Raw genomic sequence first — 22,430 nt, 5'->3', positions numbered from 1 at the left:
TCATGCTTGCTCTGTATCTTCGTCGGTTGGCATAAGTGCTGACGGCGGACGCGATCGGCCGACCGTTTCGGTCGTAACCTCACGGTCTCGAGAAATGTATCCATCGGTCGGTGGTGAAAAAGACATCCGTCCGAGTAACTCCAGCACACGAAATGCGTGAATCACTTGCCGTCCCGATTGTAGTCGGTCGAACTGATCTCGGTCCATTATTCCCCAGATCGGGTTGTCGTCGTACTCCCTAGGCGAGATGTGGTGTCGATACAACTGCTCAACCGGATCTTTCAGCGGTGTGCCCGAAAGTGCCTTTTCGATCCGCGACACCCAGGGACTCCGTTCGTGGAACGTCTCCTGAACTTCGTCCATCGATAGGCCGGCTGCGTCTGCATACACCGATCGTACGTATCGCTCGAACAGTGACCGTTCGAATCGGTGCTCGAGCGGGACGGTCGTCCAGAAATCCATGAACTCGCGGTCCCAGAGCGGATACCAGAAGTCGTAGTCCCAGTAGTCGTAGAGATAGGTCCGAAGGATGTGTTTTGCCTGTCGCTCCTGCCAGTCCCAGAACTCGAACGCATCTGCGACGTCTTCACGAGTCCGATACTGATCGATGCCGACCACGTCACACACACGGTCCTCGAACGTAGACCGGAGAGCGGAACTCATCTCCCAAAACTCGTAGTGGCCAGAGACTATCGACGAAGCCAGTAGTTCTCGGGAACCACATTCCGCTTGCATTATTTTGGGTGGAATATGGTCGCCTGTTGTGCTGGCTGAATCGCCTGTGACGAATATCGCATCTTCGGGGACCCGTCCTTGCTCGTGGAGTTTCTTCATCGCAACAGCGGGGCCAATCGTTGGAACGGCGTCTATGATTCCTGCGGCCCTATCGATTGCTTTTCGCTCGTCGGAACGATACCACTCGTCCCACTCTTGATGTGTCTGACTGACGTACTCCCACTGAATGCCAAGCGTATCGGCGATTTCTCTACAGTATTCTCGTTCGTCTCCCGAATACTCGTAGGTGAAAGCGATCACGTCGTCATAGCCGAGACGAGTGAGCATCGAAACGAGGAGCCGGGAATCGTACCCAGCACTCATATTTACGACGATCGGTCTCCCGTCGGCATACGAAACGAGTCGGTCGAACGCTGCTTTCGTTACAGTGTCTAGCTCGGTCAGGAGCGTGTCACGTGACCCATCAGAAGTACTCGTATGACGGTACTGGTAGTGACGATCGCGGGTAATCCAGTCGGTGGGTTCATCTCGAAGAGATACGACTTCACCAGCTTGTACCTGGTGGACGTGCTCACAGAGCGTATCCGAGCCAGCGACGTATCCTGTGAGTGAATATTCGGCTTCGTACAACGGAGCATAGTCAGTACAGTCTACTTGCGTAGCAATCTGATGACTATCAGTTCCGACAGCCAACCCGTCTTCCGTATTTGCGTAAAAAAGTGGTATACTCCGGATTTGATCTGTGGCTAGTAGTAGTTCGTTCTCCAACTTCCGAATGATCGCAAAAAATCCGTTCGTATCCGTGAGGAGGGATTTCAACTCCTCTCGAGAGGCAGTGTTCGTATATACTGTTAGTAGATCCTCTGTAGTGTGGAATTCGCCGTTTATGAACCCCCTTCCTCGAACCAACGTTTCATCGTCTGCAATCCACTTACGGTCGTTCGTTAGAGAAACGCTGTAATTCATTGGTACTCAGTATGTCGGACGCTCCTCATAAACTGTCGTGAAATCCCCAACCATCCGCTCAAGTGAAAAATCGGTAGTGGCAACGTGTGTCGCTTCGTCGCTAATCGAAGTTGCAAACGACTCTTGAGAGAGCAGTCGACAGATCGCACTTGCTAGTGCATCTGGAGCTTGAACTGGAACGAAAAGGCCGGACTGCTCGTCGTCGAGTAGTTCGCTGTTCCCATCGACCGGCGTCGCCACGATCGGCAACCCCGCAGCCATCGCCTCGAGTAGCGCCCCGGGCAATCCCTCGAAATGTGATGGAAACGCGAACACGTCCATCAAATCGAGCAACGCGGGAACGTCATCCCGAGTCCCGGGCAAATGAACCGAATCCCACACGCCGAGCTCTCGAGCCCGCGCTTCGAGTCCGTCTCGCTCCGGACCGTCACCGACGATTACTAACTGGGCGTCCGGGTGGTCATCTAATACTAGCGGCCACGCCTCGAGCAAATCGTAGTGCCCTTTCCGCTCGATCAGCCGGCCGACGGTCCCGACCACAGGAGCGTCCGGCGGTATCTCGAGAGACTCCCGCAGTTCGGGCGTCGCTTCGCCGTTTCGATACGCCTCGAGATCGCGACCGTTGTGAACGACCGAGACGGAACCTGGATCGGCACCGTGCTCGAGAATGAAGTCGATACCGGCTTCCGAGTTCGAAACGATGTGGTCTGCGAGCCGGCACGTGACACGGCGGACGAGACTCCGAGGGATACTCGGATCGTTCGGCACAGCACGGACACCCGTGATGACCGTCGTCTGAGAACACGCGAGTCCGGCAATCGTCGCCAGGGTGTTGTCGTAGAAGAGAAACGACTGGAGAATATCGGGTTGGTGCCGCCGAAGTGCCGAGACGAATCGTAGCGGTGCGCGCAGGTCCGCTTTATTCGCCGCCCCAAGCGACCGTACCGTGACGTGTTCGTGAACGTCGCCAGCCAGTGGCCCGGGTTCCAGGATCGTCCAGATCGTAACGTCGAACCGGTCGGGGTCGAGTCCGTTCGCTAGATCGACGAGGGTCCGTTCCGCACCACCGACCGAGAGAGTACCGATGAGATACCAGATGTCCGTCCGTGACCCACCCATTGAGGTTGCGAAGGCTACTGTACGGATATTGTTCAAAGTATCGAAAGACCGCATCACGTGTCCGTCACTCGGGTACTGAAACAGGAAATCTATATATCCCAGATCCGTATCGAAAAGGTGTGCTTACAGTAGCTGTCGTTCTTTTCCTTTTCGTCGTATGCAGTCGCATACTGGACCTCGACGACTTCTATTTCTATGCGGGCCTCGTTGCGTTGCTCGGGCACGTTGTTCTCGCGTACCTCGTTCTACCGTTCGTCCCGTACGGGTGGGACATCAGGAACTTTCATACCGTCGGCACGGAGTTGATCGACGGGGAGTTCTCGACGGCGTCTACAACTGTCACCGCTTTCGGGACGTTTCAGGGCCTCTTGTACGCGATATTCGGGGTCGATACGACTGTCGTGTCAGTGGTGAATAGTTTGTTCGCGGTGCTGGTTCCGATACCAGCCGTGTATCTTGCAAAGGAGCTATACGGTGAGCAACTGGTGAGCACGAGCGGCGTCACCGCGATCGTTCTGTTCTTGCCCCTCCCGTTTCTCTTCCTTACGATTCCGATGAGAGACGCGCTGTCGGTATTCGTGACGTTTTGTGCACTCGCGGTGATCGTACACGCACTCACGAAACGTGACGTGTGGATGGCAATACCCCTCCTCCCGTTTCTCGCCACGATCTACCTGCTGCGACCGGAGTTAGCGATGGTGCTTCTCCTCGGGCTGGTTGCTGGTGGAGTATTCCTCGGCTACGAGCTACTCGACATCGAGACGGGCTTTCACTCGTTGATCGCAGTCATTGGGGGGCTCGGTGCGATCGGGTTCGTGCTTTTTGCCGAGTTCATGTATTCGTTCGAGCGGATCAACGCGGAGCTCTCGTACCGGGCCAGCGGCGGGGCCGCCTACCTCGAGGGAATGCAGTACTCGTCCTGGCTCGACGTACTCGTCACAGCGCCCGGACGCGCTCTCTATTTCCAGTTTGCCCCGTTCCCTCTCCACGTCGAAACGGTCTTTCATCTCTTGGGATTCGTCTCGAGTCTCTACATCGTCGTGTTCGCCATCGCTGCGGTCCGTTCCCTCTACAGCTGTGAGACGAACGAGGTCGTACTCGTGGTGTTGCTCGTCGTCTATCTCGGCGGAATCACTGGGTACGGACTCATCAACTCGAATTTCGGCACGAACGTCCGCCACAGAATCCCCTTCGTGTTCATGCTAGTCGTCTTCGCCGCGCCGGTGATTCAGCGGTGGGAGCTAGCCGTCCGTGAGTGGCTTGGTGTATGGCCAGACGAGAGCAAGCAAAACGACAACGAGCAATGCAAAGCTCAGGAATTTGACCGTCACGTGCAGTCCGGAGAGTAAGAGTCGAACGAGACTTACCAGCAAGAGCATGCACACCCCAGCGACGAGTACTTTCGAGTTTCCGAAGAGACGAGCAACGAGGCTGTGCTCGGCGGCACGACGGAACCGAACCAGTAGCTGATAGAAGAGTGAATTTTCGAGAACGTCCGTTTCCTTCGAGCCCATAGGTAGTATCTGCTGCAGTTATTTCTTAGAAGTTCCGGTCGGTAGTTCGGTCAATGCTGCAGTCGTCCGATCGACGGTGTCTTGCCAATCGTGAGTGCTGCCGACGACATCACGACCATGTTCGCCGAGCTCCCGGCGGGTGTGACGATCCCGAATGAGTCGACCGATTTCGTTCGCGAACTCGTCGACTGCCCCTACGGAAACTGCTTCACCTCCCTCCGTCGCAATCGGTGCCACCTGTGGCAGATCACTGACGACGACAGGAGTCGCAGACGCCATCGACTCGAGGACGGTTCGTGGAAGCCCTTCAGCCCGACTGGGGAGGACGAGGACGTCCGCGCTGCGGTAGATCGTCGGCACGTCCTCGTAGGGAACGTGACCGACGAACTCGATGGCATCCTCGAGGCCGCGCCGGATGACCTCGTCCTCGAGGTCGGATCGGAGTGGGCCATCTCCACAGAAATAAAGGGTAGCCTCCGGACACTCGCCGCGAACTCGCTCGAGCGCCGCTATCGCGTCCCGAGGCCGTTTCCCCTCCACTAATCGTCCGACGAACAACACGACAGGACCGTCCGCGTCCACGAGATCGCTCTCGGGACCCTCGGGCGAGAACCGCTCCGTATCGATCCCGTTTGGAACGACTTCGATTCGACTCGAGACCCCGAACTCTCGAACCCGCTCCTTATCAGTCTCAGTATAACAGAACACCACGTCGGCCTGATCGAACGTCCACCGACCGAGCGACCGCAAGTACAGATCGAAGACCCACTCGGGGGCGTTCTGGGAGTACAGTCCGTGGTTCGTGATCGCCAGCGGAATATCGCCAAGGAACCGCTTCAACGCGGCCAAATTCGTCGAGAAGTACAGATGCGAGTGGGCATGCATTACGTCGAAGTCTTTCGCGTCAGCCAGATACTGCGCGATGCCGGGACTGATGTCGTTCCCGAGCAAATTCACCGCGGGATCGTACCGCACCACGGTGTACCCGTCCCGTCCTTCGACGTGTGGCAACGAGTCGTCCTGCCGCACCGTCACCACGGTCACGTCGTGTCCCATCGCCGCCTGATCTCGCGACATCGCGTGGACGTGGTACGGCCCCCCGCCTTTCACGTCCGGATAGACCTTCTGTGCGACCCGTAGAATCCGCATTACCGTACCGGTTTTCAGGCACGCGGATATGTCGTTCGATTCACGTCAACGCGATAGAACGCCGAACGCACTCGAGGCCGACTCACACCATCACTCGAGACACAGCACGAAGTCCCCACTGGTATCGCCACTACAGATGTCCCGGGCCCGAGTATCCGTCAGAAGTTCCGTCACCGTCGTCGTTCGCTTCGTCAGTTCCTCGAGTGCGACCCAGAAATACCGAGGGGTACTACCACACCCAACCTTGATTCACGTAGAGCGTCAACGCTGTCAACAAGAATGTCACGGCAGATCCGTCTCGAGGACGACGTCTACGAACGCATCAAGGCGAATAAACGTGACGACGAGTCGTTCAGCGATGCCGTCGATCGGCTCATCGGTGGGCAGTCACTTCGCGATCTCCGCGATGTCTTCGACGACGAGCAGGTGAGCGAGATGCGCGAGGCCATCGATGCTGCTGATCAGACGGACCGCGATGAAGTCCGTGAGGTCGCGGAGCGGTTCGAATGATCGTCGATACGAGCTTCGTGCTGGATGTCATCGACGACATCGAACCGGCCGTCCAGAAAGAACGAGAACTCGAGGCGGAGAGCATCCCCCTGGTCATCCCGTCGATGACAGTTCTCGAACTCTTCGTTGGCGTCGGAAAGGTGGCAAATATTCTGGAGGAGCGACAGCAAGTCGAAGCCGTTCTCGGTTCCTACCCGGTGGTGGAGATGACGCCGAGCATCTCACGGCGCGCGGGACGATTGCTCGGAGAGCGAATGGCCACTACGGACAACGGAGACAGGCCGGGTATCGGGAAAGGCGACGCCGCAATTGCAGCAACTGCCCTGGAACGGGATGAACCGGTCCTGGCTGGAGACGGCCACTTCGGGAATATCCCCGGCGTTACCCACGAAAGCTATCGGTAGTGTGATTACTGTCGTGACGTGAGCCGTCTCTTCCTCGATCGCCTCGAGACCCACACCGAAACGCTCGAGAAACGACGAGAGTCGAGTTCGCCCCTACTGACGAACCGTTCCCCACACGTCCTCGAGCACGCCCCATATCTGCCGAACCACGATCTTCAGATCGAACCAGAACGACTGTCGCCGAATGTACTCGAGGTCGTAGCGCAACTTCTCCCGGGGTGCAGTACTAGTAACGCCGTTGACCTGGGCCAATCCAGTCAACCCGGGTTTCACGAACCACCGTTTGCGCCACGCAGGCGCATCGCCCTCCAGCAGTACCTCTTCTTCGGTCCACACAGCTCGAGGGCCCACGACGCTCATCTCCCCAACCAAAATAGACCACAGTTGCGGTAACTCGTCTAGATGGGTTCGCCGTAACACCCGTCCAACACGCGTGATCCGCTCGTTTTCCTCCTCGTCAGACGGTGTGGCCGACGCCCCTTCGGGAATCATCGTCCGGAACTTGTACACCGAAAACGTCTCACCGAACCCCGCAGTTCGGTCCTGGCTGTACAGTACGGGTCCCGGACTCTCCATCTTGATCGCGACCGCAATCGCGCCCATGACTGGCGCGAACGCCACGACGCCGACGCCCGCAAACACGACATCGAACAGTCGCTTCCCGAGGTGATCGAGCGGGTCCCACGGCTCGATGTCTACGGTCACTAGCTCCCCGAGCCCACCCCCCGTGACCAACACGCTGTCGGCGTACTTCCGGTGGACGTTCGCGTCGACGCCGTGTTCGTGACACGCGTCCAGGGCTCCGAAGAATTCCGCGCGATCGGCGTGGCGAAACGCGAGCACGACGGTATCGATGTCGAACTCGAGTATCGCGTCCTCCATCCGAGATAAGCCGCCGATCCGATCCAGTGACTCGAGTTGCGAGCGCGTGACGCTGGCATCACCCGAGCCAACGGAGATACCGCCATCGGTAGCCGGCTCGAGCGACGCCAGTTCGTCCCGGACACCGACGACGGACGGACAGAGGTATCCGAGGACGGACGCATCGATCGACGGCGAGATCGCCGCAATCTGCTCGAGGTCGTCACCGACGACGAGCACGCGCTCCGACCCGTCGGTCGGCCGCCGCCGAATCCAGACGAACCAGGCCGGCACCGTGATCGCCAGGAGCCCAAACGTCATCACCAGCGTCGCCCGGGGCAACCGGTACGAGTAGTTGAAATAGCCCAGCGTCGCCAGCGCGAGCGCGGCCACCAGCACCCGCTTCTGGACCACGAAGACGGTGTCGAGCACGCGCCGCGGCTGTGGCTTGTACAGTGGGACCAAACTCCCGACGACCACAGCCACGCTCAACGCGAGCGCCAGGGAGAGCGCCCGCCCGGACAACACGGTCACCTCGAGCCGGGCGAACACCGGAACGTACGTGGTAAACAACCGCTGGGACAGTCCGTGGTTCGCGACGAGCACTGCACCGACGGTCAGTACGACCACGCCGAGGACGCTCGCGAGCCGGTATCGCCAGCCCGTAAACATTCGTCCGATGACACACCCACGAGCGGTATAGTATATTCCATATTTTATATTGAGGATTGATGCCTGGAATATGAACTGTAATTCGAGCAGTACAGTTCGGCTCGTCTGACCCTCGACAGCACTGGGCGACGGCTCCAGCGCTCTTATCAGTACCGGGCCGCCAACTCGAGTCGATGAACGCCCCGACGATCGCCGCGTGGGTATTCGAACCGGGGGCCACCGAAACGGTCCGGACGGCCGTCCCGGCTCCGTTCCGACCCGCCATCGAAGCCGCGACCCACCTCGGCGATCCGGCTGTCCTGCTCGTGATCGCAACGGGGTTCTTCTGGTACCACGCGGACCGTGACCGGGGCGCTCGAGTCCTCGGTATCGCGCTCGTCGCGTTCGGGCTCACGGCCTGTCTAAAAGGGACGATCCTCCTCGAGCGTCCCGTCACCCACCTCGCGTTCGCCCCCGACGACTACGGCGGATACAGCTTCCCCAGCGGCCATACGCTTGGGGCCGCGGCGGTTTACGGTGGGCTGGCGATCACTGCTGACTGGAGAACCCCCACTCACCGACATGCCCTCGGCGCTGGCGTGATCACATTGGTCGCCCTCTCGCGGCTCGTCCTCGGCGTGCACTACGTCGGTGATGTCGTCGCCGGTGCGGTGCTCGGCCTCACCATTGCCGTGATCGCCAGCCGTCCCGCTCTCGATCCGGGCCACCTTTTCCCAGCAGCGACTGCCCTCGCACTCGTCGCTGTCGCACTACCGTCCGGGGCGTTCATGCCGGCTACCCTCGGCGCGGCACTCGGAACGACTGCCGTCTGGTACGGTCGCTCGAGTGTTCCCCATACTCCATTCCCTCAATCCAGGGGATTCCTCCTCCCTCTGAGCGTCGTCATTCCACTGCTGCTCGGTGGCCGACTCGTCTCGACCAGCTGGGGGCTCCCCCGGGGCCTCGAACTCGTAACCTACGCCCTTGCGATGGGGTTCGCACTCGCCGTCCCACTCCGACAAACACACGGCGTCCTCGAAAAATAGCGAGATTTCAGGAGTTTCTCACGAGCGGATCGTACCACTGCTGGTTCTCCCGGTACCAGTCGATGAATTTCGAGACGCCCTCGCGAATGTCGACCGTCGGCTCGTACCCCAGCAGCTCGTTTGCCTTCGAGATGTCGGCGTGGGTGTGTTCGGCGTCGCCCTCTCGAGGATCGGTGTACTCGAGTTCGAGCGATGGATCGATCTCGTCCCGCACCACTTCGGCGAGCGTCTTGATGTCGATGTTGTCCGTCGAGCCGACGTTCAGGACCTCGCCGTCCGCGCTGTCGTCCTCCAGGAGCTGCGCATTGACCCGTTTCACGTCGTCGACGTACGTGAAGTCACGCGTCTGCGTTCCGTCACCGTAGATCACCGGCGGCTCGCCGTGCAGACAGCGCGAGACGAAGTTCGTCATCGCCATGTTCGGCCGCATACGTGGTCCGTATACCGTAAAATACCGCAGCGCAACGGTCGGCAATCCGTACACTTCGTTGTACACGCGAGCGTACTGCTCGGACGCTAACTTCGAGACGCCGTACGGCGAGACCGGCGTCGTGGGGTGAGCTTCGTCGTACGGGAGGTACTCGGGCTTGCCGTAGACCGAGGAGGACGACGCGATCACCGCGCGCTCGACGTCGTGGCGACGCGCCGCCTCGAGTAACGTCATCGTCCCATCGACGTTGTACTCGTTGACCTTCGCGGGCTGTTCGACGCTCTTTCGAACGCCGGCCTGTGCGGCCTGGTGGTAGACGACGTCCGTCTTTGCAACCAGTTGGTCTACGCGCTCCTCGTCGGTGATCGATCCCTCGACCAGCTCGTAGGAACCGCCAGCCGCCTCGGCGGCGTCCCGTCCGACCTCGACGTTTCGCTCCTTGATCCCGCGGTCGTAGTACGGTTCGAAATTGTCGAGCACGACCACGTCGTGGCCGTCGCCAGCGAAGTGCTCGGCGAGGTGGCCGCCGATGAATCCGGCACCGCCAGTGACGAGAATCTGCATTGGTGTCAACTCCACTAGCCACCGTCAAAAGTAGTGTGACTCGGGTTCGGAGGCCCGATCGAAGCGGCCAGAGACCGGTAGACGGCTCGAATGAGCTGCAGCGGTTCCCACGACTCTGACGAGAAAGCAATCCAATCTCGACGAAAAGCAGCGTCAGTCGGGTGCGACCGTCCCCCCGTTCTCGACGGCTTCTTCCGAAACCTCGACCGTCTCATCGCCAACGCTGTACTCGCCTGCATACGGCACTCGAACCTCAAGCGAGCCGTCCTCGTCTGCCGTCTCGACCCGTTCGTAGACGAGTGTTTCACCGGACACCTCCTGTTCCGTTGCCACTGTCACCGTCTCCCCTGGCTCGAGCTCGGCAGTCACGTTCGCGCCGGGCACGACGGCGAATGCGGTCGCCTCGTCGTCGACGTAAAGCGCCTGATAATGCTCGAGTGGCTCACGATCGGAGTCGCCGGTACCGAGGTTGTCGTGAAGGTGCGCCAGCGAGGTTTCCGGTGGGGCTTCACCTCGGTCCCCAGTGATGACGACGTAACCAACCTGATCGTCGAACTCGTCGTGCCAGCTGTCGGGATCGGTATCCGTTACAAAGTCGTCGAACGTACTCTGCGCGTAACTGTATCTCTCGGCCTCTCCGTTGACGAAGTAGTTGTGCATCCGGCTGTCGCCCCACTGACTTAGCACGAAGTCCTCGGGGTACTCGCGATCGGCGTCCATCGCGTGCTCGTCGATCGCGAGTGTCGCGTCGACCTGTGCGTCGCTGTAGGCCGTCTGTGCGCTGAGCGACGGCACGAATATCAGGCTCATCCCGCAGATTAGCAACGCGATCCAGAACAACATCACGAGCTGTCGCCAGTCGCGTGAAACGACGACGCTTGGCTCGCGTTCGCCGCCGTCGGCCGCGGTCTTCCGTTCCCGAAGCCTGGACCGTCCCGTCTCGTCGGTTTCGGACTCGCGGAACCGTTTCGGTACGCGGGCCAGATCGACCCACGCCAGCAGGTACACGAGCCCCATGCCGCCGAGCACGGACAGCGGAACCGCAAGCTGTGCCGCAAACCGGACCTGGAACGCCGCGAGCACGAGCCAGAAGGTCGTCGAAACTGCAAGCACCAGCCAGCCCGGCTCGTAGCGCTGGTAGACGAGCCAACAGGCCCAGACCAGCACTGCCAGCGCGAGATAGAAGTTGAGCCCGAGTTGTGCCATCGGCTCGAAGATAATGGAGTTCTCCGTCGCGAACAACGAGCCGGTCTCGGTCGCCCCCATGTGATCCCGGAAAAACAGGTCGTCCGCTCGCCCCCAGAGCCGCTCCCAGTCCCCGGGACGTACCGATCGGAAAGCCAAGAGTCCGAAACCAGCAAGCACGGCCGTGACGCCAACGAAGCCGCCGACGGGCCACTCGAGTTGCCGCCAGCACTCTCCGAGTGCGACGACGGCCAGTGCCCCGACGACGACGACCGCCGGGATCACGCCGGTGAACGTCTCGTGCCAGCCCCAGCGGAAATGCAAGAACGCGGACAGCACCGCACTCACCACGAGCCCGGCCACCAGCGGCGCGTTCGCTAACGCAGGTGACAGCCCGTCCCGAACGTCGATCGCAGCCTTCAGGGCGACGTATCCCGCGACGGGTACGAACATCAGTACCGAGCCACCCCAGGCGAACGCCGACAGCGTCAGCGCGATCCCTAACACGAGCCCGGCGACCCATGCCCACGGACACGCTAGGTGTTCTCGAACGGCCGTTCGGGCACCCGTCTGCTCCCGTTCCCGTCCGTGCCGGCGCTGGACATCGACGCCGAGCCAGGCCAGCGTCAGTAACGTCACGCCGAGCCAGAAGTACTGGTGGAGTCGGTGCTCGAGAAAACCCACGCCCGAGTACACGGCGTGAACGGGCGCGAGTGCAAGCAGGACCACCGACGCGACGCCGACGCGGACATCGTCGGTGACGACGACGGCGAGCCAGTAGACGACGACGCCGAGTGCGAGCGTCGCGACGACGGGCAGTCCCGCGGCGACTACGTCCGCGGCCCACTGATCGCCGCCGAGCAGTTCCGCAAACCACCAGTTCGCGGCGTGGGTCAACGGCCGCGTCCCTGCGGCCCCGTCGGGCATGTCGGTGAGGATGGACCAATCCGTGAGCCCGTTCGATGCTGCCAGCAGTTCCTCCATCCAGTATCGGTAGTAGTAGGGGTCGTTCCCCGGCGAGACGACCAACCCGTCACGAAACACCGACCGGACGTTCAGCAGTCGCATCGCGACCAGGAACGCGAGTGCCCCCACCAGTGCTCCGGCCGCCCGCGGATCGAACGCGATCGGACTCGAGAACGGGACCGGCAGCGGCTCGTCCTCGCTCTCTCCGCTTTCGTCAGCGATCTCCCGACCCTCGAGTGTGGCACGGACGCCGTCGCGACTGGCGACTCGATACTCGCCGTCGGTTTTCGCCACGATATCCCGCGAGACGAGTTCTCCGAACGTGCCCGAATCGAGCGGTAGCTCGTCGAAGGTCCAGGTCTCGTACTCGTCGTCGACCTCGAGAAGGGTCTCGAGGACCGCCTCGCCGTCGTCGCGGTCGTCGGCGTCGTCGCGGAAGGCGGCCGCGGCGTCGGCGACGGCAGCGGGGTCCCGTTCCGGTTCCCGGTCGTCGGCCATTGTACAGTACCTCCGGCCGAATCAAGATAAAAACTGTGAGTAGCCGTGTACTCCGTTGCCGATCGCGCTCACCACCAGCCAGGCGGGCTCACAATTCGAACTCGAGCACGTCACCCGTCTGAACACCGTGTTCGGCGGTCCACTCGTAGACGACCTCCAGGACGTACTGTCCCGTGTCGAAGTAGACTTGCTCGGACCCGTCCTCGTCGGGGCCGGGTGCGCGGGCCCGATAGATGCTCGTGATCGTCCGGTCGGCGTCGGCAAAGATGATGTCGATGGCGAAGTCCATGTCTGGCATCGTAAACGTGAGTTCTTGCATCTCGTCGTAGACGAAGAGCATCCCCCGATCCGGAGGTAACTCGTCGGTCTCGCTCAATCCGGTCCGTTGGAGGTCCGACGTGTCCGCGATCGCCGCCATTACCTCTCCCGAGACATCTCCCTCACTGTCCGTCACCTGGACGTCCGTCGTCTCGTGCTCCGGATGGACCTCCTGCGATGTATCGTCTGCTGTCTCGCCGTCTCCGGCGAACGTTCCAGTACATCCCCCGAGAGTAGCGATGCCAAGACTCGTCGCGATGCCCGTCAACACGGTTCGCCGGTCGGATCGGAGCGATCCCGAAGCGTCCATACCAATACTGAGGAACCACTACGCGACGCAAAAGCGTTTGTGACGGCCGTGATGAGTCTCATCGAGAGCCAAGTTCCAAGTTTCACTCTTCGCGTATCCGCGAAAGAAAAGAGAACGGTTGGCTCTGATCGAAACACGACGGCAACTGTGTCACCGACGAACCATCGCTATCACGTCCTCGAGCACGCCCCATATCTGTCGAATGACGATTTTGACGTCCAGCCAGAACGACTGCTGTCGGATGTACTCGAGGTCGTAGCGCAGTTTGGCGTTCGGGTTCGTACTCTTCGCGTCGTTGATCTGTGCCAACCCGGTCAGTCCGGGCTTGACGAACCAGCGCTTGCGCCAGGCCGGGGCGTCCTGCTCGAGCAGTAGTTCCTCTTCGGTCCACGCGGCCCGCGGTCCGACGACGCTCATGTCGCCGACGAAGATCGACCACAACTGGGGCAACTCGTCTAAATGCGTCCGGCGCAACACGCGGCCGACCCGCGTGATCCGATCGTTTGCCTCGTCTTCGGTCGGCGTTACCGACTCGCCCTCTGGCACCATCGATCGGAACTTGTACACCGGGAACGTCTCGCCGAAGCCGGCGGTCCGGTCCTGGCTGTACAGCACGGGGCCGGGACTGTCCAACGTGATCGCGACGGCGATCACGAGCATCAACGGCGCGAACACGACCAGTCCAACCGTCGCAAACACGACGTCGAACAGCCGCTTTCCCAGGTGGTCGAGGGGGTCCCACGGCTCGAGATCGACATCGACCAACTCACCGACGTCGCTTTCCGAGACCAGGACGCTGTCGGCGTACTCCCGGTGGACTTTGGCCGCGACACCGTGCTCGTGACAGGCGTCTAGTGCGCCGAAAAACTCCGCGCGGTCCGCTTCCCGAAACGCCAGGACGACGGTGTCGACGTCGTACTCGACGAGTACGTCCTCGAGCCGCGAGAGGCCGCCGAGCCGCTCGAGCGACCCGAGTTGATCGATGTCCTGCGTCGCCGACGCCACCGCTTCGGAGCCGTCGTACTCCAGCGCGGTCCCACCGTCGGTCGCCAGGTCGGGACCGTCCTGATCGTCGACGCCAGCGACGATCGAGGGGCAGAGATAGCCCAAAACGGGCGCGTCGATCGCCGGCGCGATCCGGTCGATCTGTGCCAGGTCGTCGCCGACGATGAGCGTCCGTCCCTCACCGTTCTGTGGCCGTCGCCGGATCCAGACGAACCAGGCGGGGAGTGTGATCGCGAGTACCCCGACGACCATGACGAGCGTCTGCCGTGGGAGCCGGTGTGACCACTTGAAATAGCCCAGGGCAGCAAGGGCGAGTCCGCCGACGAGCACGCGCTTTTGCGCGAGGAAGACCACGTCCAGCACGCGCCGTGGCTGTGGTTTGTACAGCGGGAACAGTGCGGCCCCGACGAAGGCGACGCTCAAAAGCAGCGCCCAGCCGAGCGACCGCCCCTCGAGCACCTGGGGATCGAGCCGGTCGAAAAGCGGGACGTGACTGGTGAACAACTCCTGTGGGACCGGGTGGTTCGAGAGCAACACCGCCAGCACGACTATCCCGACCGTGCCGGCGAACGCAACGAGACGGTACCGCCACCCGGTAAGCATCTGGTAGGGTACAGGGGGGAGCAGAGTCATAAGTTTGGTGAACGAACGGCCCGGTTACAGTGTCCCATCTCACTCGAGGGTGGGCTTGACCCCGGGGGACCATCGACCCGGGGCGACGAACCACGATGCGTCCCCGCGAGGTCAATCCGTCGTCGACTCGGGGGACTGTTCGACCTCTGGCGGTTCCGTCTCCTGTTTCGGCCCGACGATTCGGCCCGACTCGGTCCGTAGGCGTTCCGCCGCGCGGTCGCGATCCTCGGGATACCCGACATCGACGCGCCATCCCTCCATACGGATCGCGTCGATCGTCCGGCCCGACTGGATCAACAGGTCGATCGCGTCCGGCAGTTCGTACTCGCCGCGGTCGCTTTGCTGGACGAGGTGACAGGCGTGGAAGATCGCCGGCGTGAACGTGTAGAAACCGGTCATCACCAGGTTGGAGGGTGGCTCCTCCGGTTTCTCCACGACCTCGACGATCTCCCCGTACTCGTTGGTATCGAGGACCCCGTACCGGGAGGCTTCCTCCTCGGGCACTTGCTCGACCAGAAAGGCGGCGTCGGCCCGTTGCTCCCGTTGACGGTTGACCACGTCCGCGAGGTTCGCCCGAAAGACGTTGTCCCCGAGCAACAGCACGAAATCGTCATCGACGTACGGTTCGACCTGTAAGATCGCGTGAGCCAGCCCCAGTTGCTCGCGCTGGTGGGCGTAGGTGATCGGGACTCCCTTGTAGGAGTCCCCGTACCGATCCATGATCTGCTCTTTCAGGTAGCCGACGACCACGATCAGCTCGTCGGCACCGATCTCGAGGAGGTTGTCGAACACGTCCTCGAGGATCGGACGGCCGTCTACCTCGACGAGCACTTTCGGCTTCTCTTCCGTGAGCGGCCGAAGGCGGGTTCCCTTGCCAGCCGATAAGACGACAGCTTGCATGTGCATCGACAGTCCGAGCCAGGATAAATAGCTGCGCCCTTTAACTGCCGGATATCGACGCGTACGTGTACTTTACTCGGGACTCGGTGTCGGACTCTCGACTCGCTTCGAATCCAACCCAACGGCGATCGACAGCCAAACCAGGAGAGTCGGTCGGCGTTTCGGTCAGGTGACGTCGACGGGGTGTGTGGGTTCGAACCCATCGATTTCTCGAACCTACCGAGCGATTCCAGCCCGCAAATACGAAAAGACGATTACGATCCTCGAGAAACGGTTCGGCGAGTGAACTGGGGTCTTTCTCTAGGTCGACCGGAGAGTGCTAGTGCTAGTGCTAGACTCGGACGGAAAGGCAGAAGATGAACGCGGAGAAGACCTACGCCAGACGCTGATGAGACGATACCCGCACCACCCCCTAACGTCCCCGAACCGATACCCATGACTCGAGGCGTCGGCGTCACCGAACTGCTCCGCGAAACGCTTCCGGAGTGGTCCGTCCGGGTCTTCGAGTTCACGGCGCTGCTGGGTGACGAGTTCCTCGTCGGTGGCGTCCTCCTGGCACTCGCCTCTCTCGACGCGTACCGATCGTTCCGCCGGGGAGACGATCGGCTCATCACCGACCGGACGGCGTTTATCCTGGCAGTCGTCCTCGGCGGGCTCGCGCTCACCCTCACGCTCAAGACCGCCTTCGGTCTCCCCCGGCCGCCGGAATCGCTGCAGGCCGTCCCCCGGGAGAGCGAAGGCTTCCCGAGCGGTCACACGATGGCTGCGACGATACTCTGGACCAGCCTCGCGCTGTGGACCACGCGCTCGACGCGACGCAAACGTCTCGCCCTCGCTGCAGGTCCGATCGCGGTCGTCGCGTTCTCCCGACTGGCGCTTGGGGTCCACTTCCTCGTCGACGTGATCGCCTCGGTTGGCTTCGGCGTCGGTTACCTGCTACTCGCGGCGAAACTCACCGACGGAGAGCCGTCGAACGCGTTCGTGGGCGCGGCGGTGCTTGGTACCGTCGCACTCGTGGTCACCGGCGGTAGCACGGACGGGTGGCTGGCGTTCGTCGGCTGTCTCGGCGGGGCCGTCGCCTGGTGGATCATCACCCGACCGACCGTCCGGGAGCTGTGGGTGTCGGTCTCGAGTTGAGCGTACTCGTTTCGTTACTGGGGAGCGAAACCGCCGTCTTTCGAGTCGTTCGCTGCTGTCGGTGACCGATGCTCGTTTCACTCTGGATCATCTGACCCGTCGCCGGCCGTCCCGTCACCAGCTTCGTCGTCGCCGTTATCGTCCCGGTGTTTCGCAAGCGCCTCCTCGATCGTCAACTCGCCCGCGGCGACCCGTCGCGCGAGGACATCGTCGATCGCGCGGTTGGTTTCGCTTTGCTCCCGGGAGCGATCCTTGATCACCTGGAGTTCCCCCGCCGTGGGTTCGATCTCGCGGGCATCGACGACTTCACCCTCGAGTCGGGCGATGTTTACCGCCGCGAGCACGTCCTCCATCCCACGTCCGCCGGTTCCGAGATAGGGGGTCGTTCCGGTCTCGTCGACGAGTTCGACCCTGACGTCCTCGAGATCGTTGACGAGCTTCGCCCCCTGGAGTCGGGAGCCATCGCCGATTCGGACGACCGGGTTGGCGGCCTCGCTGACCTCCCGCTGGATGACGTCGACGGCGTCGGCCAGCGGGACCTGGAAGGCGGCGACGACCATCTCGCCAGCGAGGACGGCGATACCTGGTTTGCGACCCGGATCGACGCCGACGATGGTCCGGCCGCCGTTGCCACGGACCGCAGTCATCGCCTGGTCGACCGCCCGCCGCGGGGCGTCGGGGTCAGCGACGATCGTGGTAACGTCTGCGAACTCGTCGGCGTGGTCGGCCGCGGTGACGACGACGGCCGTCCCCTCGGGGAGCGGGTCGCCCGGCTCGACGGTCGTAAACGTCGTTCCGCGGTCCCGTAGCTCGTTGACGACGCCGTGGTACACTTCGAAGTCCGACGTTGCGACGACGATCACGCCACCCAGTTCGCCCCGCGACCGAATAAACGTATCCGGACGGAACGGTCGACACGGACACACCACGAGCCCCCAGTCGAGACGAAAGCGGTGGTCCCCGGCCGGTTCCGGGGGGTTTTTGCGCCGACCGTTCGAACTCCGACCGTGAACGACGAGGCGATTCCGACCGGCTGTGACCCGGTCGACGACCTGCTCGGCGGGGGGTTCGAGCGCGGGACGGTCACGCAGCTGTACGGCCCGCCGGCCGCGGGGAAGACGAACCTCGCGCTCTCGGCGGCAGTCGAGACGGCCGCCGACGGCGGGACGGTCGTCTACATCGACACGGAGGGGGTGTCGGTCGACCGCTTCGAGCAGTTGTTGTCCGCGCGGGCGAACGGCAACACCGGCACGAAAGCGACCGATACCGAACCCGAGCTGCTCGAGCAACGCGACACCTCGAACGCCGCTGCTGACGACCTCACGGTCGAAGATGTCGCGTCACGGATCGTCATCGAGGACGCCGTCGACTTCGAAGAACAGGCCGAGGCCGTCCGCGACGCCGAGGAGTTCGCCGAGCGCGCCGACCTGATCGTCCTCGACAGCGCGACCGGCTTCTACCGTCTCGAGCGCACCGGCGACGGCGACGAGGGCGAGGCGTTGCGGCGGGTCGCTCGGCAGGTCACCCACCTTCTCTCGCTGGCCCGGAAACACGACCTCGCGGTCGTACTCACGAACCAGGTGTTCGCCGATCCCGACTCCGACCGAACGCGCGCGCTCGGTGGGAATACCCTCGAGCACTGGACAGGAGTCGTCCTCCGACTCGAGCGGTTTCGCGGCGGTAACCGCCGTGCAACGCTCGAGAAACACCGCTCGAAGCCGGCGGGTGAAACGACCCAGTTCCGGATTACGGACAGCGGCCTCGAGGGCACGGACGAGAGTCAGCGGTTCTGAGCGGCTGGTCGAAAACGAGTCGAAAGCGAGCGATCGGCCGCTCGAGCCACGATCGAATCAAGCGGGCTCGAGATCGAAGTCAAGAGAGAAATCGGGGCCGGGACTGAGATTGAGGTCGAGGTCGAGGTCGGTGCCGACATCGACGAACCCGCTACGACCGTGCCGCGTTACAGCTCGTTTAGTTTCCGCAGCAGCTGGCCGCGGTACTCCTCGTCGCTCGTGATGCCCTTGACCTCGAGGACGTTGCGCTCGAGTTTGTCCAGGGCGACCCGGAAGGCGTTCTCGGCACCGTAGCCCTCGCCGGTACCGGCGACCTGGCCCTTGTTCGTACGCAGGCGGACCTGGCAGTGGATCAGCGGCGTGCCCCGGAGTTTCTCCTTGTGCTCTTTGAAGCGGACGTGGGCGTGCAGCACCTGCATGTCGGCGTACTTGTCCGACACCTCTTCGATGCTCTCGTGGACGGATTCGCGGGAGATCGTATCGAGCAGGGAAACGTTCGTGATCTGGACGTCCATTCGCTCTTTTTCGGTGAACGTCAGCGCCCGCAGGACGTCGGTCTTGGTGACGACGCCGATGACGACGCGGTCGTCGTCTTCGGGCGTGACCATCAGTCCAGCGTAGTCCTGATCGAGCATCCGCTCGACGGCGTCCTTCGCGGTCGCTTCACGTGTGATCGTCTCGACCGGGCTGTTCATAATGTCGTAGACCGGCACATCGAGCAGACGCTGGGAGTCGCCGACGCGGTCGCCGGTCGTGGTCGTCTCGTTCTTTCGGATCGCGAAGTCCGCGATGTCGTAGGTCGTCACGACTCCGGAGAGGTAGCCGTTCTCGTTGAGAACCGGCAGCCGAGAGATTCCGTGCTCGCGGAGGAGGTTGATCGCCTTTCCGACGCCGTCGTCTTCCTGAATCGTCACCGATTCCGACGTGTAGATGTCTTCGACAGTCAGCGTATCGAGGTTGTCGAGGACGGCCTCGAGAATGGCCTCGTCGCTGATGACCCCCCAGAGATCACCGTTCTCGAAGACGGGGGCGACCTTCGAGTTGCTCTCGATCAGCAGGCGGGCGGTCTCCCGGACGTCTTCTTCCCGGTCGACTTTCGGGGAGGGGTCGTTTCGGCTCGGTTTGATCAGGGCGGAGACTTTCGCGTCGTCTTCGACGTGAGACTGGAGGACTTCCCGCTCGCTGATGACGCCCTCGTATTCCCCGTCGTTAGTGACGATAATTCCCTTGGGGCCGCCGTTCTCGAACGTAGAACGGACCTTCCCCATGCGCGTGCCGACGTCGACTTCGATGTAATCCTGGGTGGCGATATCAGCGATATTCATCGTTCCGGGTAGGTGTACTGCCGCCGGGGTTTTGAAGATATTGCCTGTTCCCAGACGCGTCCGGAACGCTGAGACTCTTTGGCGAGACTCTGGTAACGTCGGCCAGTCACGGATGGCACCGAAACCCGATATCAGCGTTTTCGGCCGGTACACGTATCTGGCAACCGAACTGTTCTGGGGAACGATCGCGGTAGTTCTGCTCCGTCGACAGAACGCGCTCCGCAAGGCCGCGGTGACGATCCTCGCGCTGTATCCGATCGCGTACGTCTGGGACCGATACACGCTCTCGGTGGGCGTCTTCGACATCAAGCTCCGGACCGGGATCGACGTGGCCGGCATCCCCCTCGAGGAGCACCTTTTCATGGCGGTCGTGCCGGGGCTGGTGATCGGCTTCCACGAGACGATTTTCGGGGAGGAAAGCGACGACGGTGATCCCTCACTCGAGAAACCCCGGCTGTAAATTGCCTCGGGGTCAAGCCCCGTGGCATCCGCCTCGATTCTTCTGTGAACCGACACAGCCCCTCGAGATCGGACGCCGTCGACGCGTCTCACGGTCGGGGGACTCTCAACGCCTGCAAGCGACCGTCGATATCATAGTCGGGGAGAGCCCACGTTTCGACGATGGCGAGTCCGGGACGGGATCAGGAGCAAACGCGAAAGCGGGAACGAGCATCCGCTGCCGACGAGACGAGCCGTACGAGAGCGGCGGCTGCTCCGGGCCCTCGGAATCGCGCGCTCCTGCGTTCGCTGTTTACCCTCGGGTTCGTCCTTCTTCTCGTCGGCACCGTCGTCCTCGGAGGCCTCCTCGTGGGGCCGACAGTGCTCGAGACGATCGACGACCTCGAGAGCGCCGACGAGATCGAGGTCGTCGACGGGCCGAGCCCGAGCGCCGAACCGCCACCAGCCGGCGAGCGTGACGTCGACGAGACGGACCCGGACGATCCCGGCGAATCGAGTTACGAGACGGACGTGGAGACGATTTCCTCCGAGGCGGTGGAGGACTTCGTTCACGCGGAAGTCAACGACCGCCGGGCCGAACACGACCTCGAGCCGATCGAGTGGGACGGTACTATCGCGTCGGTCGCGCGGGCCCACAGCTACGACATGGCTGACCGCAATTACTTCGCGCATACGAACCCGGACGGGGAGGGGCCGTACGACCGGTTCACCGACGTCGACGACTACTGTCGCGCCTACGGCGAGAACATCGCACTGACGTGGGTCGATCGTCCCGTCGACGAGCCCGGAAACGGCGATGTCGTCGAATACCGGACCGCGGAACACGTCGCGAGCGGGCTGGTCGACCAGTGGATGAACTCCACCGAACACCGGGAAGCGATCCTCGAGGAGCACGCCTCCCACGGCTGGGACCGTGGCGGCGTCGGAATCTACGTCGACGACGATGGTGCGGTCTATGCATCGCACAACTTCTGTTACACGCTGTGACAGGCGATGTGTTACCGGCAGGATTGCTCGGCCTCGCCCCCGCCCTCGTCATCGTCCTCGCTTTCTCCCTCGCCTCGCTCTTGGGAGTGAGGGCGAGAGTCCACCAGCTGCAACGAACTGTCACACTCTTGGCCGCTCTCGTCGAACGACCACCATGGACCTCCGGGACACGCTCGTCGCGATCTATCGAACGGCGAGCGATCGCGACATTACCCTCCTCGCGGCGGCGTTTGCCTACTACGCGTTCGTCTCGCTGATCCCGCTCGTGTTGCTCGCGCTCGTCGTGGGCTCGCTGCTCGGCGGCGAGCAAGCCGCCGAGCGGTTGGTCCTGGTCGCGGGTGATTTCCTTCCGGAGGCCGGTGAGGAACTTATTACCGAGGCGTTGGCGGCCGAGACCGGGCGCACACAGGCGACGATCGTCGCGCTCGCGGTCGGGGGCTGGGGTGCGCTCAAGGTGTTTCGAGGCCTCAGTACGGCGTTCGATCTGCTCTACGACGAGGCGGTCGAAACGTCTCTGGTGGACGAACTCCGCGACGGCCTCGTCGTGATCGTCGCGGGGACCGGGGCGCTCGCCCTGATGGTCGTGATCGGAACCGTTCTAGGGATCGCCGCGGACCACGTGCCGTTCGTGGGGCTGCTGAGCTGGGTGGCGCTGTTGCTCGGACTCGTGCTCGTCTTTCTACCGCTCTACTACGTTCTCCCGCCGATCTCGGTCGGCGTGCTCGAGGTGCTACCGGGTACGGTCGTCGCCGCGGTCGGCTGGACGATCCTGCAGGTCGGGTTCCAGATTTACGCCGCCAACGCCGGTCGCTACCAGGCCTACGGAGCCGTCGGGGCCGTGATCCTCTTCGTTACCTGGCTCTACTTCGCCGGGATCATCATCCTTCTCGGGGCCGTGATCAACGTCGTGCGATCCCGACCGGCGCTGGCCGAGGCGTGATTCGATCGGATCGACGCGGTGACGG

Annotated in this window: 20 protein-coding genes; 9 read left to right on the top strand and 11 right to left on the bottom strand. The window is 62.3% G+C overall.

The annotated features are described in order from the left end of the window. Both C446_RS18335 and C446_RS00315 read right to left on the bottom strand, forming a co-directional pair. Complete coding sequence (locus C446_RS18335) at positions 1-1,701, bottom strand: asparagine synthetase B family protein (protein ID WP_152419325.1); 1,701 nt, start codon at positions 1,699-1,701, stop codon at positions 1-3. A gap of 6 nt (positions 1,702-1,707) precedes the next feature. Further along, positions 1,708-2,820 carry a glycosyltransferase gene (locus C446_RS00315; RefSeq protein WP_006671038.1) on the bottom strand — a complete coding sequence of 371 codons (1,113 nt, stop codon included), beginning with the start codon at positions 2,818-2,820 and terminating at the stop codon, positions 1,708-1,710. A gap of 119 nt (positions 2,821-2,939) precedes the next feature. On the opposite strand from C446_RS00315, the gene C446_RS00310 reads away from it, so the two are divergent. Next, entirely contained in the window at positions 2,940-4,169 is a 1,230-nt protein-coding gene (locus tag C446_RS00310; RefSeq protein ID WP_006671037.1) for a hypothetical protein, read from the top strand. 183 nt (positions 4,170-4,352) lie between these two features. Here the strand turns inward: C446_RS00310 and C446_RS00305 are convergent, their stop codons facing one another. Then, positions 4,353-5,483 carry a glycosyltransferase family 4 protein gene (locus tag C446_RS00305; protein WP_006671036.1) on the bottom strand — a complete coding sequence of 377 codons (1,131 nt, stop codon included), beginning with the start codon at positions 5,481-5,483 and terminating at the stop codon, positions 4,353-4,355. Between the two features lie 279 nt (positions 5,484-5,762). Between C446_RS00305 and C446_RS00300 the strand changes: the two genes are divergently transcribed. Beyond that, the gene (locus C446_RS00300) at positions 5,763-5,993 is read left to right on the top strand and encodes an antitoxin VapB family protein (protein ID WP_006671035.1); all 231 of its coding nucleotides are present in this window, start codon (positions 5,763-5,765) and stop codon (positions 5,991-5,993) included. Further along, positions 5,990-6,397, top strand: a complete 408-nt coding sequence (locus C446_RS00295) for a PIN domain-containing protein (RefSeq protein WP_006671034.1) — start codon at positions 5,990-5,992, stop codon at positions 6,395-6,397. Before C446_RS00300 ends, C446_RS00295 begins: the two co-directional genes overlap by 4 nt. Positions 6,398-6,490: 93 nt before the next feature. Here the strand turns inward: C446_RS00295 and C446_RS00290 are convergent, their stop codons facing one another. Continuing rightward, a complete protein-coding gene (locus tag C446_RS00290; RefSeq protein ID WP_006671033.1) occupies positions 6,491-7,930 on the bottom strand; it encodes a sugar transferase in 1,440 nt (479 codons plus the stop codon). Positions 7,931-8,103: 173 nt separating this feature from the next. Between C446_RS00290 and C446_RS00285 the strand changes: the two genes are divergently transcribed. Further along, complete coding sequence (locus C446_RS00285) at positions 8,104-8,955, top strand: phosphatase PAP2 family protein (RefSeq protein WP_006671032.1); 852 nt, start codon at positions 8,104-8,106, stop codon at positions 8,953-8,955. Between the two features lie 7 nt (positions 8,956-8,962). Here the strand turns inward: C446_RS00285 and C446_RS00280 are convergent, their stop codons facing one another. The 5 genes from C446_RS00280 to aglF form a co-directional block, all read right to left on the bottom strand. Beyond that, complete coding sequence (locus C446_RS00280; protein ID WP_006671031.1) at positions 8,963-9,949, bottom strand: GDP-mannose 4,6-dehydratase; 987 nt, start codon at positions 9,947-9,949, stop codon at positions 8,963-8,965. A 153-nt stretch (positions 9,950-10,102) separates the two neighbouring features. Beyond that, positions 10,103-12,598, bottom strand: a complete 2,496-nt coding sequence (locus C446_RS00275; protein WP_006671030.1) for a hypothetical protein — start codon at positions 12,596-12,598, stop codon at positions 10,103-10,105. A gap of 88 nt (positions 12,599-12,686) precedes the next feature. Further along, positions 12,687-13,226, bottom strand: a complete 540-nt coding sequence (locus tag C446_RS00270; RefSeq protein ID WP_006671029.1) for a DUF192 domain-containing protein — start codon at positions 13,224-13,226, stop codon at positions 12,687-12,689. Positions 13,227-13,376: 150 nt separating this feature from the next. After that, positions 13,377-14,834: a sugar transferase gene (locus tag C446_RS00265; RefSeq protein WP_049919940.1), complete on the bottom strand. Its 1,458-nt coding sequence runs from the start codon at positions 14,832-14,834 to the stop codon at positions 13,377-13,379. 141 nt (positions 14,835-14,975) lie between these two features. Beyond that, positions 14,976-15,764 (bottom strand): UTP--glucose-1-phosphate uridylyltransferase AglF, encoded by a 789-nt coding sequence (aglF, locus tag C446_RS00260; RefSeq protein ID WP_006671027.1) that lies wholly within the window; start codon positions 15,762-15,764, stop codon positions 14,976-14,978. A 435-nt stretch (positions 15,765-16,199) separates the two neighbouring features. Between aglF and C446_RS00255 the strand changes: the two genes are divergently transcribed. Next, entirely contained in the window at positions 16,200-16,901 is a 702-nt protein-coding gene (locus C446_RS00255; RefSeq protein WP_006671026.1) for a phosphatase PAP2 family protein, read from the top strand. A gap of 77 nt (positions 16,902-16,978) precedes the next feature. Here C446_RS00255 and C446_RS00250 read toward each other — a convergent pair whose 3' ends face one another. Then, a complete protein-coding gene (locus C446_RS00250) occupies positions 16,979-17,764 on the bottom strand; it encodes a hypothetical protein (protein WP_049919949.1) in 786 nt (261 codons plus the stop codon). 144 nt (positions 17,765-17,908) lie between these two features. On the opposite strand from C446_RS00250, the gene C446_RS00245 reads away from it, so the two are divergent. Next, a complete protein-coding gene (locus C446_RS00245) occupies positions 17,909-18,694 on the top strand; it encodes an AAA family ATPase (RefSeq protein WP_049919948.1) in 786 nt (261 codons plus the stop codon). Positions 18,695-18,861: 167 nt separating this feature from the next. Here the strand turns inward: C446_RS00245 and C446_RS00240 are convergent, their stop codons facing one another. Then, complete coding sequence (locus C446_RS00240) at positions 18,862-20,019, bottom strand: CBS domain-containing protein (RefSeq protein WP_006671023.1); 1,158 nt, start codon at positions 20,017-20,019, stop codon at positions 18,862-18,864. A gap of 112 nt (positions 20,020-20,131) precedes the next feature. Between C446_RS00240 and C446_RS00235 the strand changes: the two genes are divergently transcribed. The 3 genes from C446_RS00235 (at position 20,132) to C446_RS00225 (ending at position 22,405) form a co-directional block, all read left to right on the top strand. After that, entirely contained in the window at positions 20,132-20,479 is a 348-nt protein-coding gene (locus C446_RS00235) for a lycopene cyclase domain-containing protein (protein WP_006671022.1), read from the top strand. 161 nt (positions 20,480-20,640) lie between these two features. Continuing rightward, positions 20,641-21,465, top strand: a complete 825-nt coding sequence (locus tag C446_RS00230; protein ID WP_006671021.1) for a CAP domain-containing protein — start codon at positions 20,641-20,643, stop codon at positions 21,463-21,465. A gap of 154 nt (positions 21,466-21,619) precedes the next feature. Next, positions 21,620-22,405, top strand: coding sequence for a YihY/virulence factor BrkB family protein (locus C446_RS00225; protein ID WP_006671020.1), 786 nt, complete (start codon positions 21,620-21,622; stop codon positions 22,403-22,405). Positions 22,406-22,430: the final 25 nt, after the last annotated feature.

It is taken from the genome of Halobiforma nitratireducens JCM 10879 (assembly GCF_000337895.1).
Taxonomy (GTDB): domain Archaea; phylum Halobacteriota; class Halobacteria; order Halobacteriales; family Natrialbaceae; genus Natronobacterium; species Natronobacterium nitratireducens.
Note: the sequence above shows the minus strand (reverse complement) of the source record. Positions and strands in the feature narration are given on the sequence as shown.